The organism is Neisseria zalophi, assembly GCF_008807015.1.
In the GTDB taxonomy this organism is placed as follows: Bacteria; Pseudomonadota; Gammaproteobacteria; order Burkholderiales; family Neisseriaceae; genus Neisseria; species Neisseria zalophi.
The window spans coordinates 196708-210866 of the sequence record NZ_CP031700.1 but is presented as its reverse complement, the minus strand read 5'-3'; the positions used below and the strand labels follow the sequence as shown (position 1 = coordinate 210866).

The following is a 14159-nucleotide window of genomic DNA, read 5'->3' as shown; positions in this document are numbered from 1 at the left end:
TAAAAGGAATTTTTCATGGTAGTTATCCGTTTAGCCCGCAGCGGCTCAAAACACCGTCCGTTTTTCAATATCGTGGTTGCCGATTCACGCAACCGCCGCGACGGCCGTTTTATTGAGCGCGTAGGTTTCTATAACCCCGTTGCTAACGAAAAACAAGAACGTGTACGCTTGAATGCAGACCGCCTGAACCACTGGGTAGGCCAAGGCGCGCAAGTAAGCGAAGCCGTTGCCAAATTGGTTAAAGCACAAAAAGCCGCTGCTTAATTCATCTATCGTCGGAACATACTGTTATGACCGATAACCGGCAAAACGTAGCCATGGGCTACATTAAAGGCGTATTCGGCGTTAAAGGTTGGCTGAAAGTAGCTGCCAATACCGAATACAGCGACAGCCTGCTGGATTATCCGGAATGGCAGCTGAGTAAAGACGGCCAACGCTTGTCGGTTACGGTTGAAACCGGCAAAGTCGTCAATGGTGAATTGCAGGTAAAGCTAGTAGGAATAGACGACCGCGAAGCAGCATTTGCATTGCGCGGCTATACCATCGAAATCAACCGCGAAGATTTTGCCCCGACCGAAGAAGGTGAATATTATTGGGCAGATTTAGTGGGAATGACGGTGGTGAATACCGAAGGCATCGTGTTGGGTAAGGTGGATAACCTAATGGAAACCGGCGCACATGATGTCTTAATGATAAGCGGCGAATATGGTCGGAAACTGATTCCGTTCGTATCGCAGTATATCGGCAAAGTAGATACCGAAAATAAAACCATCACTGCCGACTGGGGCTTGGATTACTGATGTTGATTCAAGCCATTACCCTGTTTCCGGAAATGTTTGACAGCATAACCGGATACGGTGTGACCGGAAGGGCATTAAAGCAGGGGCTTTGGCAGTTTCAAGCCATTAATCCGCGCCGCTTTGCCGATAACAAACTCGGCTATATCGACGACAGGCCTTTTGGTGGCGGGCCGGGTATGATTATGATGGCACCGCCTTTGCAGGCCGCCATCGAAGAAGCAAAAAAAAACGGTTCCGGCAGCAGCCGGGTGGTGTACCTCAGCCCTCAGGGCGCACCACTCACGCATGCCAAAGCAGAAGAATTGGCAAAATTGGATAATCTGATTTTGCTTTGCGGTCGTTATGAAGGTATAGACGAGCGGCTTTTGCTCAGTAGTGTTGATGAAGAAATCAGTATCGGCGATTTTGTGGTATCGGGGGGCGAACTGCCTGCCATGATGCTGACAGATGCCGTATTAAGATTGATACCTGGTGTGTTGGGTGATAACCGGTCGGCCGAGCAGGATTCGTTTTCAGACGGCCTGTTAGACTGTCCGCACTACACCAAACCGGTAGAGTTTCAGGGCATGACGGTTCCCGAAGTATTACGTTCGGGTAATCACGGCCTGATTGCAACGTGGCGGTTGAAAGAATCGCTGCGGCGCACATTACAGCGCAGACCGGATTTACTGGAAAAGCGCATTTTAATCCCAAAGGAGTCCCGCCTCTTGGCAGAAATCAAACAAGAGCAACAGGACAGCCAATCATAATTAGGAAAATACAATGAATTTGATCCAACAATTAGAGCAAGAAGAAATTGCTCGCTTAAACAAAGAAGTTCCTGCTTTTGCACCGGGCGATACCGTTGTCGTATCCGTGCGTGTAACAGAGGGTAACCGTACCCGTTTGCAAGCCTATGAAGGTGTGGTGATTGCCCGCCGTAATCGTGGTTTGAACAGCAACTTTATCGTACGCAAAATTTCAAGCGGTGAAGGTGTGGAACGTACTTTCCAACTGTATTCACCCAATGTTGTGAAAATCGAAGTGAAACGCCGTGGTGACGTGCGCCGTGCCAAACTGTACTACTTGCGCGGCCTGACCGGTAAAGCTGCCCGTATTAAAGAAAAATTGCCGGCACGCAAAGGTTAATTTCTTATTAAACATCAGGTTGCAGTATTTTGGAATAAGCAAAAAGCATGCAATAATTGATGAAAATAAATCATCAAACAGCCGAAACCTAATATTTAGGGTTTCGGCTGTTTTGTTTATTTATCAACTACTAAGGGCGGTATTGAAGCTTGTTTTTATATAGTTTTCATTATGCCAAAAGAGATTACTCAAAAACTTTTGCAATAAGCCACCTTTTCAATCCTATTATTTTCAGTTTAATGTTTGCTTTCATGAAGCGTTTTCTTCGTTATAATGCACAAAACTTTAAACTTTTCTTTCAGGCCGTCTGAAAGTTTCTGAAGCGCTTGCCGATACAATATTGATTGAAGATAAGCAGAGAAAGTGGTTGTTATTATTTGATGATATTGATAAGGCAAATAATTTCAGACGGCCTGTTATCACCATGAAAGCTGATTTTATGTACGCCAAACTACTTCTTTCCCTCATGTTTTTACCGCTTTCCGTTCATGCGGCCGTTAATATCCAGCGTTGGCATACGCCGGAAGGTACGCAGGTTTTATTGGTTGAGCGGCATGAGAATCCGATTGTGGATGTGCAAATCAGTTTTAAAGGCGCGGGTAGTGCGTTTAATCCAGAAGGGAAAAATGAAGTTGCCGAGTTTACCGCGGCTTTATTAACCGGCGGTACCCGTGAGCTGAATGAAGAAGCCTTTCAAGATAAGATTAACGATTTGGCAGCCGAAGTCCATAGCTCAAGTGGTGAAGAAGGTGCGGGTATCACTTTCCGCAGTTTGAGCGAAAAAGCCAATCTTCAACCAGCCATTAATTTGGTAAATCAAGCTTTAACGCAGCCTAGTTTTGATAGTGCTGTTTTTGAGCGTATCCGCAAACAAAGTATAACCGGGTTGCAACAGCAGGAAACCGATTCCAATTTTATTGCAGGGCGTGAGTTAACCCGATTGAATTATAGCGGCCATCCTTATGGTCGGATTGCCGAAACCAGTGTAGACAGTATTCGTCGTGTTCATTTAGACGATATCCATGCATTTTATCTCAGCCGCTATGCTAAAAATAATGCCATTGTGTCGGTTGTCGGGGATATTAACCGTCAAGAAACGGATGCATTAGTGAAACAGGTATTAGAGGGATTGCCTGAAGCGAGTGTGGTTAAAGGTAATATTCCCGCAGTGCCTTTCCGCCCGGCAGAGCAGAAGAATATTGATTTTGCAGGTGAGCAGGCGCAAATTATGATGGGTATGCCGCTCATCAAACGCCATGATCCCGATTATTATGCTTTGGTGGTTGGCAACTATATTCTTGGCGGCGGTGGATTCGACAGTCGTTTGATGAAAGTATTACGTGATCAATACGGCTATACCTACGGTGCACACAGCAGTCTTTCCCCAGCTACCGAAGCCGGTCCGCTAACCATTGGTTTGGCAACTCAAAAAAATAATACTGCCCCGGCATTGGAAGCCGCGCGTAAAGTATTGGCTGATTTTATTGCCAACGGCCCGACTCAAGAAGAGTTACAACAAGCCAAAGCCAATATTATCGGCAGCTTTCCATTAAGGTTTGATACCAATGCCAAGCTTTTGGGCTATCTCAACCTTATCGGTTTCTATGATTTACCGAATAATTATCTTGAAGCTTATCCGAAAGCCGTTCAGGCGGTAACGGTAGATGATATCAAATCCGCATGGCAGCGCCGTGTGAAAATGAATGGTATTCATACCGTTGTTGTGGGGGCGGGCAAGGAAGTATTGCCTGCTAAAAAAGTGCAATAAAAAGATATTGGCGCTGTTTTTTAATTTTAAGCTGCCGATTGTTTTGATTTGTAAATCAAATCAGGCAGATGTAAAATCCCACCGTATGTTATTGGTCGGTGGCAAGCCGGTATATCTGCCGCCGCGGTAAGATTGTATTGTTTTGGCCTTTGAGCTTGGTAGTGTTTCTGATTCATAGGTAGGTTGAAGGATTAGAAAAATATTGTCTTGATGCCGTTTCAAACGAAATAATATGAAACGGCTTTTATATTCTGAATACTAAGGGAAGAAATATGAATGCCGTTGTGATTGCCGTTGCCGTGATGCTGATTTTGTCGCTGGCGCGGGTGCATGTGGTGCTGAGTCTTTTGCTGGGTGCGTTAGCCGGCGGATTGGCAGGTGGATTGGGCTTGCCCAAAACCATGGAAGTGTTTCAAACAGGCTTGGCAAACGGGGCGCAGATTGCGCTTTCTTATGCAATGTTGGGCGCATTTGCGGTGGCCATTGCCCATTCCGGTCTGCCGCAAATGTTGGCCAATGCGGTTATCCGCCGTTTAGATAATAACCATGTGCGCGATAGTGTGCCCGGCAGTGTGAATACCATCAAATGGGGTTTACTGCTGGCACTGCTTGCAATGAGCGTGATGAGCCAAAACCTGATTCCCATTCATATTGCCTTTATTCCGTTGATTATTCCGCCGCTGTTGCTAGTATTTAACCGCATCCAAATCGACCGCCGTCTGTTGGCCTGTGTGATGACTTTCGGTTTGGTGACTACTTATATGTGGTTGCCCGTAGGGTTTGGTGAAATCTTTTTGAAACAAATCTTAGTCGCCAATATTGATAATGCAGGTTTGGATGTCGGTAATATTAATGTTGTTCAAGCGATGACGATTCCTGCTCTAGGCATGATTACCGGTTTGTTGATTGCTATTTTTATCAGCTATCGCAAGCCGCGTATCTATCAAAACACAACTGCCGATGTCGAAGCCAATCATCAGGCTTCAAGCCAACCGAAAATGTCGCTTTATCGCAGCATGGTGGCATTGTTGGCGATTGTGATTTCTTTTGTTGTGCAACTTTGGGCGGATTCTTTATTGCTGGGTGCCATGATCGGCTTTGCCGTCTTTATGGCGGCAGGAGTAGTGCGTTGGGGAGAGGCCGATTCCGTATTCAATAGCGGCGTTAAAATGATGGCGATGATCGGCTTTATTATGATTGCCGCGCAGGGCTTTGCCGAAGTGATGAAAGCCACCGGACAGATCGAACCGTTGGTTCAAGCTTCTGCAGATATGTTTGCCGGCAATAAAGGTATGGCGGCTGTGGTGATGCTGGTGGTCGGATTGCTGGTAACTATGGGTATCGGCAGCTCGTTTTCCACTTTACCGATTATTGCGTCGATTTATGTGCCTTTGTGTATCAGCATGGGTTTTTCACCGATGGCGACTTTGGCCATTATCGGTACTGCCGGTGCATTGGGTGATGCTGGTTCCCCCGCTTCCGATTCTACGCTTGGCCCGACTTCCGGTTTGAATATGGACGGCCAGCACGACCACATACGCGACACGGTGATTCCCACATTCCTGCATTACAATCTGCCGTTGATGATATCCGGCTGGGTTGCCGCGATGGTGCTGTAATATGGACGACTTAGAAGCCCGCGTTACCGAATTGGAAATTCAGACGGCCTTGCAGGAAGATTTGCTGGCCACGTTGAACGATACCATTGTGAAGATGCAGCAAACATTGGATTTACAACAAGCCCAATTGAGGTTGCTGTATCAACGCATGCAGGAAAAAAGCCCGGGTGATGCAGACGAACCTTATAGTTTGATGGACGAAATACCGCCGCATTATTAAACGGCAAACACGATTGTTTTAAGTTTTAACTCAGATATCAGGCCGTCTGAATCCGTTTTCAGACGGCCTGAATAATCTATTTTCCAGTATTTAAGAATTTTATAGCACAAATGAATATAACCGTTTTAGCCGTCGGCACCAAAATGCCGCGTTGGGTCGATGAAGCCGTTGGCGAATACGCCAAGCGTTTTGGCCGTGATATCCACTACACCTTAAAAGAAATCAAACCTGAAAAGCGTGGTGCGGGCGTGAATGCCGCCCAAGGTATGGCGGCGGAAGAAAAGCGTATTCTCGAAGCCATACCGCAGGGCGCGTTTTTAGTGGTGCTGGATGAGCGGGGCAAAGCACCGACATCGGTCGAATTGGCCGACTATCTGAAAAACTGGCAGCAAAACGGCGAACATGTTTGTTTTGTGATTGGCGGCGCCGACGGCATGACCGATCACCTCAAACAACAGGCACGTTTGAGCATACGTTTATCCAGTTTAACGCTACCACACGGCATGGTGCGCGTATTGCTTACCGAACAGCTTTACCGTGCCGTTTCTATCTTGCACAACCATCCTTATCATCGTGAATGATTGTGCGTATTATCAAGGCCGTCTGAAATTTTTCAGACGGCCTTGAGCTTTGGTTTTAGCAATGCTACCGTATGGATTTTCACACATATTTGTTATAATTCCCCTTACCTGTCGCCGGAGCATGACCATGTATGAAGTGAACCGTAGTGTGTTTTTACTGATCCCATTGGAGCCTTTTTGGAATTGGTTGCAATCCCTGCCTGAAACCCCGCTGGATATTACCCTCGAAGATTTACAGGCCGATGCCAATTCTTATCTGATACGCCCGTGTGAAACGGCTGATGAAGTGTGGGACGAAATCGAAACCCGCTTCGAACAGATTTTTGCAGCCGAATTGGCCGATTGGTGTGAAGACGAAAGTCAGTGGCCCGACTTGGATGCCGACATTTTTCAAGAATGGTTTGATGTGCAGCTTTCCACCGTCTTGACCGATTTGGAGCAAGAGCCGCTCGGCCGTGAGATTTTCCAACCGATTACTTTAAACTAAACCATGACGGAAATCCGCGTAAGAAGCTATCATCTCGATGGTTACGGCCATGTGAACAACGCCCGCTATCTTGAGTTCCTTGAAGAAGCGCGTTGGGCTTTTTTCGAGCAGCATGATCTGTTGAATCATCTGACAGGTTTGATGATGGTGGTTTCACGTATTGATATCCGTTATAAACGGGCGGCACAAGAAAACCAGATATTGCGTATTAATACGCATATCCGCTCGGTTGAACGCCGCGAAGTAGTGTTAACACAAACCATCAGCCGCAGCGATACCGGAAAAACCGTCGCCGAAGCCGACATTACACTGGTGCCTGTAAGCAGCGGAAGCGGCAGATCAACCGATTTACCGCCCGAACTTTATCATTTCCTTACTCAATATAGATCATTATGAAAAAATTGCTGACTATTGCCGCCGCCCTTGTTGTCGCCGTTTTACTCGGTTTGGTGCTTTGGCCAAAAAACGAACCGGTTCAAGCCTTTTCATTGCCTGATTTAAACGGCCAAGTTGTGAACAATGATAATTTGCAGGGCAAAGTTACCTTAATTAACTTCTGGTATCCGTCCTGCCCCGGCTGTGTGAGCGAGATGCCCAAGATTATTAAAACCGCCCACGATTACGAGGGCAAAGATTTTCAAGTGATTGCCATTTCCCTGCCATACGACCCGATTGAAAGCGTGCGCAATTATGCTGCCGACCGCAAACTGCCGTTTACCGTCATGTATGACGCCGACGGCAAAACAGGCAAAGATTTCGGCGTACAAGTCGCTCCGACTTCTTTCTTTATCAATAAAAAAGGTGAATTATTAAAAACCTTTGTCGGTGAACCGGATTTTGGCGAACTCTATAAAGCCATTGATCAGGAACTAGCCAAATAAAAAAGCCATATAAACAAGGCCGTCTGAAAATTCAGACGGCCTTGTTTATATCTTTATCAGATAATTGCAAAATCAGCCTTCACGCAGAATTTTACGGATAGCAGCCAATTGGCGGCGGCTCACAGCCAATGGTTTTTCAATATCTAAAACACGGGCACCCCATGTGGCGTTATTGTCATCTTCGTCGCCGGAGTCTAAGCGTATCAGGCAGTCCAAAGTATGGCGGAACACCAACGCATTACGGTGGATACGGATAATTTTATCGCCCAACAATTCTTCCCAATAAACCAGCGTTTTGGGCAATTCGTAGCTTTGGCCGTCGCCGGTAAACAGAAATACTGTTTTGTGTTCGGCCATCAAATAGCGAACCTGCTGCCAAGGAATTTCAACCATACGGTTGCGGTTAAACACTTTGAAGTGGGTAAAATCATCGGCTTTTTCGCGATGTTTTTCATTTAAACGCTCTAAGGCCGTCTGTAAACGGGATACCTTAATGGGTTTGAGCAGATAATCGGCGGCAGCTAGTTCAAAGGCACGCAAGGCGTGTTCTTCGTATGCCGTGGTAAAAATAACGTCGGGTTGTTTTTTGGCGACGCGTTTAATACGTTCGACCAGCTCTAGGCCGGTGATTTCCGGCAGGCCTATATCGGCAAAAACAATATCGGTTTCATGAACGCTCAACCAATCCAAAGCCGGTTGGGCGTGGTGAAAAATTTTCAGTAGTACGACATTACATTCTTCCAGCAGCACTCTCAGGCGCTCTGCAGCAAGAACTTCATCTTCAACAATAATGGCACTCAGCATATCTTTATCAGTCTGTCGGTTGTTTATAAACAGGTCATTCAATTTTAAATAACCGAGAAAGTCGCTTATGACAGCATAGCGCACAGCAAAATTGCCTGATTATAGGCAGGTTAGAGTACACATCCTATCCCGAACAATAACTTATATCAATATTAATTAATAAAAAACAGTAGTGGCAATCAATATATTACCTGACAATTATTATGACTAATGAAATAAATTATAACTATCTATTTTTAATCTTATTTAAATTTATTAAAAATTTCAAATTATAAAAATATATGGCATAAAATTCCAAAAAATAATTATAAACCAAAAGAATAAAAAGATAACATTAGTAATCTTTTTTGTAATCGGAATACAACGGATGTGATAGCAGGATGTGAAATCAAGTTATTTTCGATAAGTAGGTAAGCATAAGATAGAAAGACTTGAATATTGAGTAAGATAAATAATGAAATAAAAAAACCGACATTATTATAATATTATCTAATATTATATTTATGTCGGTTTGTTGTAATCAAGAAATCAGTAATATACGCTCGTAAACAAATTAGAAGCGGTAGCCGACAGTAGCCATATAGGCATTGTTGGTTGCTTTATTATCATCGCGTTTATAGCGTGTTTGTTCCCACTCTATGCCAGCCTCCACATTTGGAGCCAGAGCATATTTCATCCCTACGCCATAGCCAACACCATGCATACCGTGGCTTCCGCCGCTATTCGTACTAGAGAATTTGCCATAGTGATAGCCTACTTTACCGTATGCCATCAAATCTTGTGCAAAGCGATAGCCGTGCACATAAGAAAGGCCGACATCATATTTTTGCTTTAAATTAATTGAGCCGGCTGTGCCAACTTTACGGTGTATCGGTTTCAATGCAATTTCACCGCCGCCGATCCAATTGTTTCCAAATTCCACATTGTGGCTACCGCGGATTGCAAAATCCGCTCTATTTTTTTCATCCAGATTGCTGTTTTTAAAATCGGTTTTGCTCACACCTGCACCAATTTCAACACCGGTGCCGGTAAAGCTAGACATAGATTGTGCTGACACTGCTGCCGCTGAACCGGCAATCAAAACAGCCAATAATATTTTTTTCATAGCGAAGCTCCTATTAGAGTCATTATGGGTTCATTATAGTGTGGTGTGGTTTTAGCATCATTAAACACCAACGGTAATCCAGTGGTAACCATAAGACTCCGTTAAGCCCGCTGTGTTGCAGTGATTACATGATTTCGCGCATGCTTAACGTTTGTAATATAAAGTATTTTATCGGTTGATGCATTGATTAGAGTTTGATAACCATCGGGCTACTATAAAGAAAAATCATTAAGGTGATTATTTTTAAAAGGCCGTCTGAATCGCATATCGGCAAATCGTTTTTACATTACCCGAATCAAGTTTTTCCGCTTTATCGGGCAGTCAATAGCCTTTCAGACGGCCTTATCCATTACAATACCGTATCTTTTTTTCAGACGGCCTTATCACCATGTTTTCCGACCCGACTGCCTCCGCCCTTTTACAAGGCTTGAATGCCGAACAGCTTTCCGCCGTTACTTGGCCGCCCCAATCTGCGCTGGTGCTTGCCGGGGCGGGCAGCGGCAAAACCCGCGTACTCACCACCCGCATCGCCTGGTTGTTGCAAAGCGGGCAGGCCAGTGTGCATAGCATTATGGCGGTAACCTTTACCAATAAAGCCGCCAAAGAAATGCAAACCCGCCTGAGTGCCATGCTGCCGGTTAATGTTCGAGCCATGTGGCTAGGCACTTTTCACGGCTTATGCCACCGTTTTTTACGCCTACACCATAAAAACGCCGGCCTGCCCGCTACCTTTCAGATTCTCGACAGCAGCGACCAGCTCGCCCTGATTAAACGCCTGCTCAAACAGCTCAATATTGCCGAAGAAATCATCGCCCCGCGTTCGCTGCAAGGCTTTATCAACGCCCAAAAAGAAAGCGGTTTGCGCGCTTCTGTTTTGCAGGCACCCGATCCGCACACCCAACGCATGATCGAATGCTATGCCGAATACGATAAAGTCTGTTTACGCGAAGGCGTGGTGGATTTTGCCGAATTGATGTTGCGCAGCTATGAAATCATGCAGGCCGACGAAACCCTGCGCCAACACTATCAAAACCGCTTTAACCATATTTTGGTTGATGAATTTCAAGATACCAACAAACTGCAATACGCATGGCTCAAGCTGATGGCAGGCGAGCATACCGCCGTATTTGCCGTAGGCGACGACGACCAATCCATCTACCGCTTTCGCGGTGCGCATGTCGGTAATATGACCGCCTTAATGCGTGAATTTGATATCGAAGCACCCATTAAACTCGAACAAAACTACCGTTCGGACGGCAATATTCTCACCGCCGCCAATGCCGTGATTGAAAACAATGCCGAACGCTTGGGTAAAAACCTACGCACCGATGCCGCCGAGGGTGAAAAAATCCGCTTTTATGCCGCTTCGGTTGATACCGACGAAGCCCGTTTTATTATTGAAGAAGCGCAAAACCTACGCCGAGAAGGTTGGCCGCTTGATCAAATGGCCGTGCTCTACCGCAGCAATGCCCAATCGCGCATTCTCGAACAAGCCCTGTTTCATGCCGGCGTACCCTATAAAATCTATGGCGGCTTGCGCTTTTATGAGCGGCAGGAAATCAAACATGCGCTGGCCTATTTGCGGCTTTCGGTCAACCCCGATGACGACAACGCCCTTTTGCGTGTGATTAATATGCCCCCGCGCGGTATCGGCGCCCGCACCATTGAAAACATCCAAGCGGCTGCTGCCGAACAAGGTATTTCCCTATGGCAGGCCGCCTGCGGTATGGGTGCGAAAGCCGCCAAAGTCGCCGCCTTTGTCCGCCTGATTGACAGCCTGCGCGAACAGGCGCCGAACGTTTCCCTGCAAGAGATGATGGTCGGCATTACCCGCGACAGCGGCCTGATAGACTATTACCAAAACCAAAAAGGCGACCATCAAGATAGGCTCGACAACCTCGACGAACTGGTCAATGCCGCCGTAGCCTTTAAGCCCTCTGAAAGCAATTTTGAGATTCTGCCCGAAAACGCCGCCGATAATCCGTTGTTCCCCATTCTCGCCTTTCTCAGTAATGCCGCGCTGGAGTCGGGTGAAAATCAGGCCGGGCAGGGCGAACAGGCCATACAGCTAATGACCGTACACGCCGCCAAAGGGCTGGAATTTGATATTGTTTTCCTCAGCGGCATGGAAGAAGGGCTTTTCCCCAGCGAATACAGCCTTGCCGAACGCGGCGGCCTAGAAGAAGAACGCCGCCTGATGTATGTCGCCATCACCCGCGCCCGCAAACGCCTGTATATCAGCATGGCACAACAACGCCTGCTGCACGGCCAAACCCATTTCGGCATTGTTTCGCGCTTTGTCGAAGAAATCCCCGAAGCCGTCGTTTACCGCTTATCATCCGCCGCCCAACGCTTCAATAGCTTTACCGACGCACCCAAAGTGAAAAACCGCGTGGTCGAAAACTACAGCCTGCCGCAGGAATATGCCGGTTTCCGTATCGGCCAAAACGTACGTCATGCCAAATTCGGCACCGGTGTCATTATTGATGCCGTCAATAAAGGCGAATCGGCACGGCTTACGGTGAACTTTGGCAAACAAGGGGTAAAAGAGTTGGATACCAAGTTTGCGAAATTAGAGGCCGTCTGAAAAGATTTTGTTGATATGCCAACGATTTTTATACAATAAGCGGCAATATTTTGAGTGGTTAGAGAATAGATTTAAGGGAATGAGATGGAACGAAAAATAACACCAGAAGAATTAAAGCAGATTCTTGAAAAACATGAATTATGGTTGAGAAGTGGCGGTAAGGAAGGTGAAAGGGCAAATTTTGAGGGAGTGGACCTTAGAGGAGCGGATCTTCGAGGAGCTATCCTTATAGAAGTAAACTTTGCGAGAGTAAGACTTGAAGGAGTAAATCTTGCAGGAGCTATCCTTATAGCAGTAAACCTTGAGAGAGCAAACCTTGAGGAGGCAAACCTTGAGGAGGCAAACCTTGAGGAGGCAAACCTTAGAAGAGCAAACCTTTGGGGAGCAAACCTTGAGAGAGCAAACCTTGAGGAGGCAAACCTTTGGGGAGCAAACCTTAGAAGAGCAAACCTTTGGGGAGCAAACCTTGAGAGAGCAAACCTTGAGGAGGCAAACCTTTGGGGAGCAAACCTTGAGGAGGCAAACCTTTGGGGAGCAAACCTTGAGGAGGCAAACCTTGGGGAGGCAAACCTTAGAAGAGCAAACCTTTGGGGAGCAAACCTTTGGGGAGCAAACCTTTGGGGAGCAAACCTTTGGGGAGCAAACCTTGAGAGAGCAAACCTTGAGGAGGTAAACCTTAAGGGAACAATAGGAGTTAATATTCCTAACCGCAATACAATTACTTTAGAAACCGGTGTTCAACAAAAAGAACAAGAAATTGTTCGGAGAGAACAAGAAATTGTTCGGAGAGAACAAGAAATTGTTCGGAGAGAACAAGAAATTACTCAATTAAAGGAACAATTGAAACAAGCAGGCAATGATGCAGAAGAAGTTAAGGAGTTAGAAAGTCAAATTGAGCAGCTCGAAGCGCAGAAACAACAGCTCGAAGCACAGAAACAACAGCTCGAAGCACAGAAACAACAGTTCGAAGAACAGAAACGACAGCAAGAAAATGAGTTGAACAGTTTGAAAATGCAAATTACTAAATTGAAGACTGAGTTGAGTGGTAAAATCAAAGACGCTAAAGAATCTTTAGAAAAAGCACTGAAAAATACAGATACACAAATTAAAATTAATCAAATATATGCTTTGATATTAGGTTTTGTGGGAACATTAATTTTAATTGGCTCTTTAGTGTTATTGTTATTTATTCCATATTACTTATGGCAGCATAACTTATTTCCTGAAAATAACTGGCATATTTTATTTTACACTTTCCCCGTCATTACTTTAATTCTGATTGCTACCACACTATTGCGCCATCAAAAAGCCTTACTTAATGAAGTGCGCTATTTTTCCGCCATGAAACACCAAGTCGAGTTATACAGTGGTTTATTGGAGGCATCGCAACACGCTGCCGCAGGGTTGGGCAATCCGGATAAAGCCGCCGAATATGTACAGGAAACCTTTACCCAAATCCGCGACCGTTTGCTGTCTATGCAGCATTTCCAGTATCAAGCCGATGCTCAAAGCGAAGACAAACGCAGTCGGGATGATTCAAGTTTGGATAGAGTTGCGCGTTTATTAGAGAAAATTACCGACTTGGCCGGTAAAGGCAGCCAATAAAATTTAGGGGCTAACGTAGATTAGCCCCTAAATTTAAATGGTTTATATATTCCGTATATATTCTATTTCAAAGAACAATATCCTGTATCACTAATTTTGGTTCATTAGCTCATTAATACGCTTTCTTAAGTCTAAAACAACATTTTCCCAATCCTCATCTCCTTCCCATAACTCATAAAGTTCATTGTCGTTTTTATCTAAAATACGATTAATGGATTTGATAGCTTTATCAAATAAAGCCTTATCAAAACTATTTTTTATAGTTTCAAAATCAATATCAATGTCTTCTAACCCCGGTGGATTTTCTTTAGAATTACCCATTATCAAAGCAATAGTTTCAATTGCTGCAAGAACTTCTACGGCGATATTAGACTCTAAATATTCGTCTTCGTAGACCGCATCTAAAGTTTTTTCTAAAAAACCTCTAGTCGGCTGTTCTCCAAATTCATACAACCAATCACATGCCTCATCATTTTCAAAATTACCTGTTCCCCAAGCTCCCATAGTATTTACCTCCTTCTTCTTTAAAATGCTTCATCAACTTTGGACTATCTAATGGCAATATTTCTTCTTT

16 protein-coding genes are annotated in these 14159 nt (G+C 45.2%); 13 read left to right on the top strand and 3 right to left on the bottom strand.

Translation table 11 applies throughout. The annotated features are described in order from the left end of the window. Positions 1-15 precede the first annotated feature (15 nt). The 11 genes from rpsP (at position 16) to D0T92_RS00845 (ending at position 7484) form a co-directional block, all read left to right on the top strand. Complete coding sequence (gene rpsP, locus D0T92_RS00895; RefSeq protein WP_151049336.1) at positions 16-264, top strand: 30S ribosomal protein S16; 249 nt, start codon at positions 16-18, stop codon at positions 262-264. 26 nt (positions 265-290) lie between these two features. Further along, the gene (gene rimM / locus D0T92_RS00890; RefSeq protein ID WP_151049334.1) at positions 291-800 is read left to right on the top strand and encodes a ribosome maturation factor RimM; all 510 of its coding nucleotides are present in this window, start codon (positions 291-293) and stop codon (positions 798-800) included. Beyond that, positions 800-1549, top strand: coding sequence for a tRNA (guanosine(37)-N1)-methyltransferase TrmD (trmD, locus tag D0T92_RS00885; protein ID WP_151049332.1), 750 nt, complete (start codon positions 800-802; stop codon positions 1547-1549). The genes rimM and trmD overlap by 1 nt, the downstream gene beginning before the upstream one ends. A gap of 13 nt (positions 1550-1562) precedes the next feature. After that, complete coding sequence (gene rplS / locus D0T92_RS00880) at positions 1563-1928, top strand: 50S ribosomal protein L19 (protein WP_151049330.1); 366 nt, start codon at positions 1563-1565, stop codon at positions 1926-1928. A 424-nt stretch (positions 1929-2352) separates the two neighbouring features. Further along, a complete protein-coding gene (locus D0T92_RS00875) occupies positions 2353-3696 on the top strand; it encodes a M16 family metallopeptidase (protein ID WP_225315121.1) in 1344 nt (447 codons plus the stop codon). 272 nt (positions 3697-3968) lie between these two features. Next, the gene (locus D0T92_RS00870) at positions 3969-5315 is read left to right on the top strand and encodes a Na+/H+ antiporter family protein (RefSeq protein WP_151049328.1); all 1347 of its coding nucleotides are present in this window, start codon (positions 3969-3971) and stop codon (positions 5313-5315) included. A 1-nt stretch (position 5316) separates the two neighbouring features. Beyond that, positions 5317-5535, top strand: a complete 219-nt coding sequence (locus D0T92_RS00865; RefSeq protein WP_151049326.1) for a SlyX family protein — start codon at positions 5317-5319, stop codon at positions 5533-5535. Between the two features lie 110 nt (positions 5536-5645). Next, the gene (rlmH, locus tag D0T92_RS00860; protein WP_151049324.1) at positions 5646-6116 is read left to right on the top strand and encodes a 23S rRNA (pseudouridine(1915)-N(3))-methyltransferase RlmH; all 471 of its coding nucleotides are present in this window, start codon (positions 5646-5648) and stop codon (positions 6114-6116) included. 127 nt (positions 6117-6243) lie between these two features. Continuing rightward, positions 6244-6603 (top strand): VacJ, encoded by a 360-nt coding sequence (locus D0T92_RS00855; protein ID WP_151049322.1) that lies wholly within the window; start codon positions 6244-6246, stop codon positions 6601-6603. Positions 6604-6606: 3 nt separating this feature from the next. Then, positions 6607-6999, top strand: a complete 393-nt coding sequence (locus D0T92_RS00850; RefSeq protein ID WP_151049319.1) for an acyl-CoA thioesterase — start codon at positions 6607-6609, stop codon at positions 6997-6999. Further along, complete coding sequence (locus D0T92_RS00845; protein WP_151049317.1) at positions 6996-7484, top strand: TlpA disulfide reductase family protein; 489 nt, start codon at positions 6996-6998, stop codon at positions 7482-7484. Before D0T92_RS00850 ends, D0T92_RS00845 begins: the two co-directional genes overlap by 4 nt. A 72-nt stretch (positions 7485-7556) precedes the next feature. Here the strand turns inward: D0T92_RS00845 and D0T92_RS00840 are convergent, their stop codons facing one another. Both D0T92_RS00840 and D0T92_RS00835 read right to left on the bottom strand, forming a co-directional pair. Further along, entirely contained in the window at positions 7557-8288 is a 732-nt protein-coding gene (locus D0T92_RS00840) for a LytR/AlgR family response regulator transcription factor (protein ID WP_151049315.1), read from the bottom strand. Positions 8289-8841: 553 nt separating this feature from the next. After that, complete coding sequence (locus tag D0T92_RS00835) at positions 8842-9393, bottom strand: porin family protein (protein ID WP_151049313.1); 552 nt, start codon at positions 9391-9393, stop codon at positions 8842-8844. 388 nt (positions 9394-9781) lie between these two features. Here D0T92_RS00835 and D0T92_RS00830 point away from each other — a divergent pair, with 388 nt between their 5' ends. Then, entirely contained in the window at positions 9782-11980 is a 2199-nt protein-coding gene (locus D0T92_RS00830; protein WP_151049311.1) for a UvrD-helicase domain-containing protein, read from the top strand. Between the two features lie 84 nt (positions 11981-12064). Further along, positions 12065-13585: a pentapeptide repeat-containing protein gene (locus tag D0T92_RS00825; RefSeq protein ID WP_151049309.1), complete on the top strand. Its 1521-nt coding sequence runs from the start codon at positions 12065-12067 to the stop codon at positions 13583-13585. Positions 13586-13675: 90 nt separating this feature from the next. Here D0T92_RS00825 and D0T92_RS00820 read toward each other — a convergent pair whose 3' ends face one another. Beyond that, a complete protein-coding gene (locus D0T92_RS00820; RefSeq protein WP_151049307.1) occupies positions 13676-14089 on the bottom strand; it encodes a DUF4259 domain-containing protein in 414 nt (137 codons plus the stop codon). Positions 14090-14159: the final 70 nt, after the last annotated feature.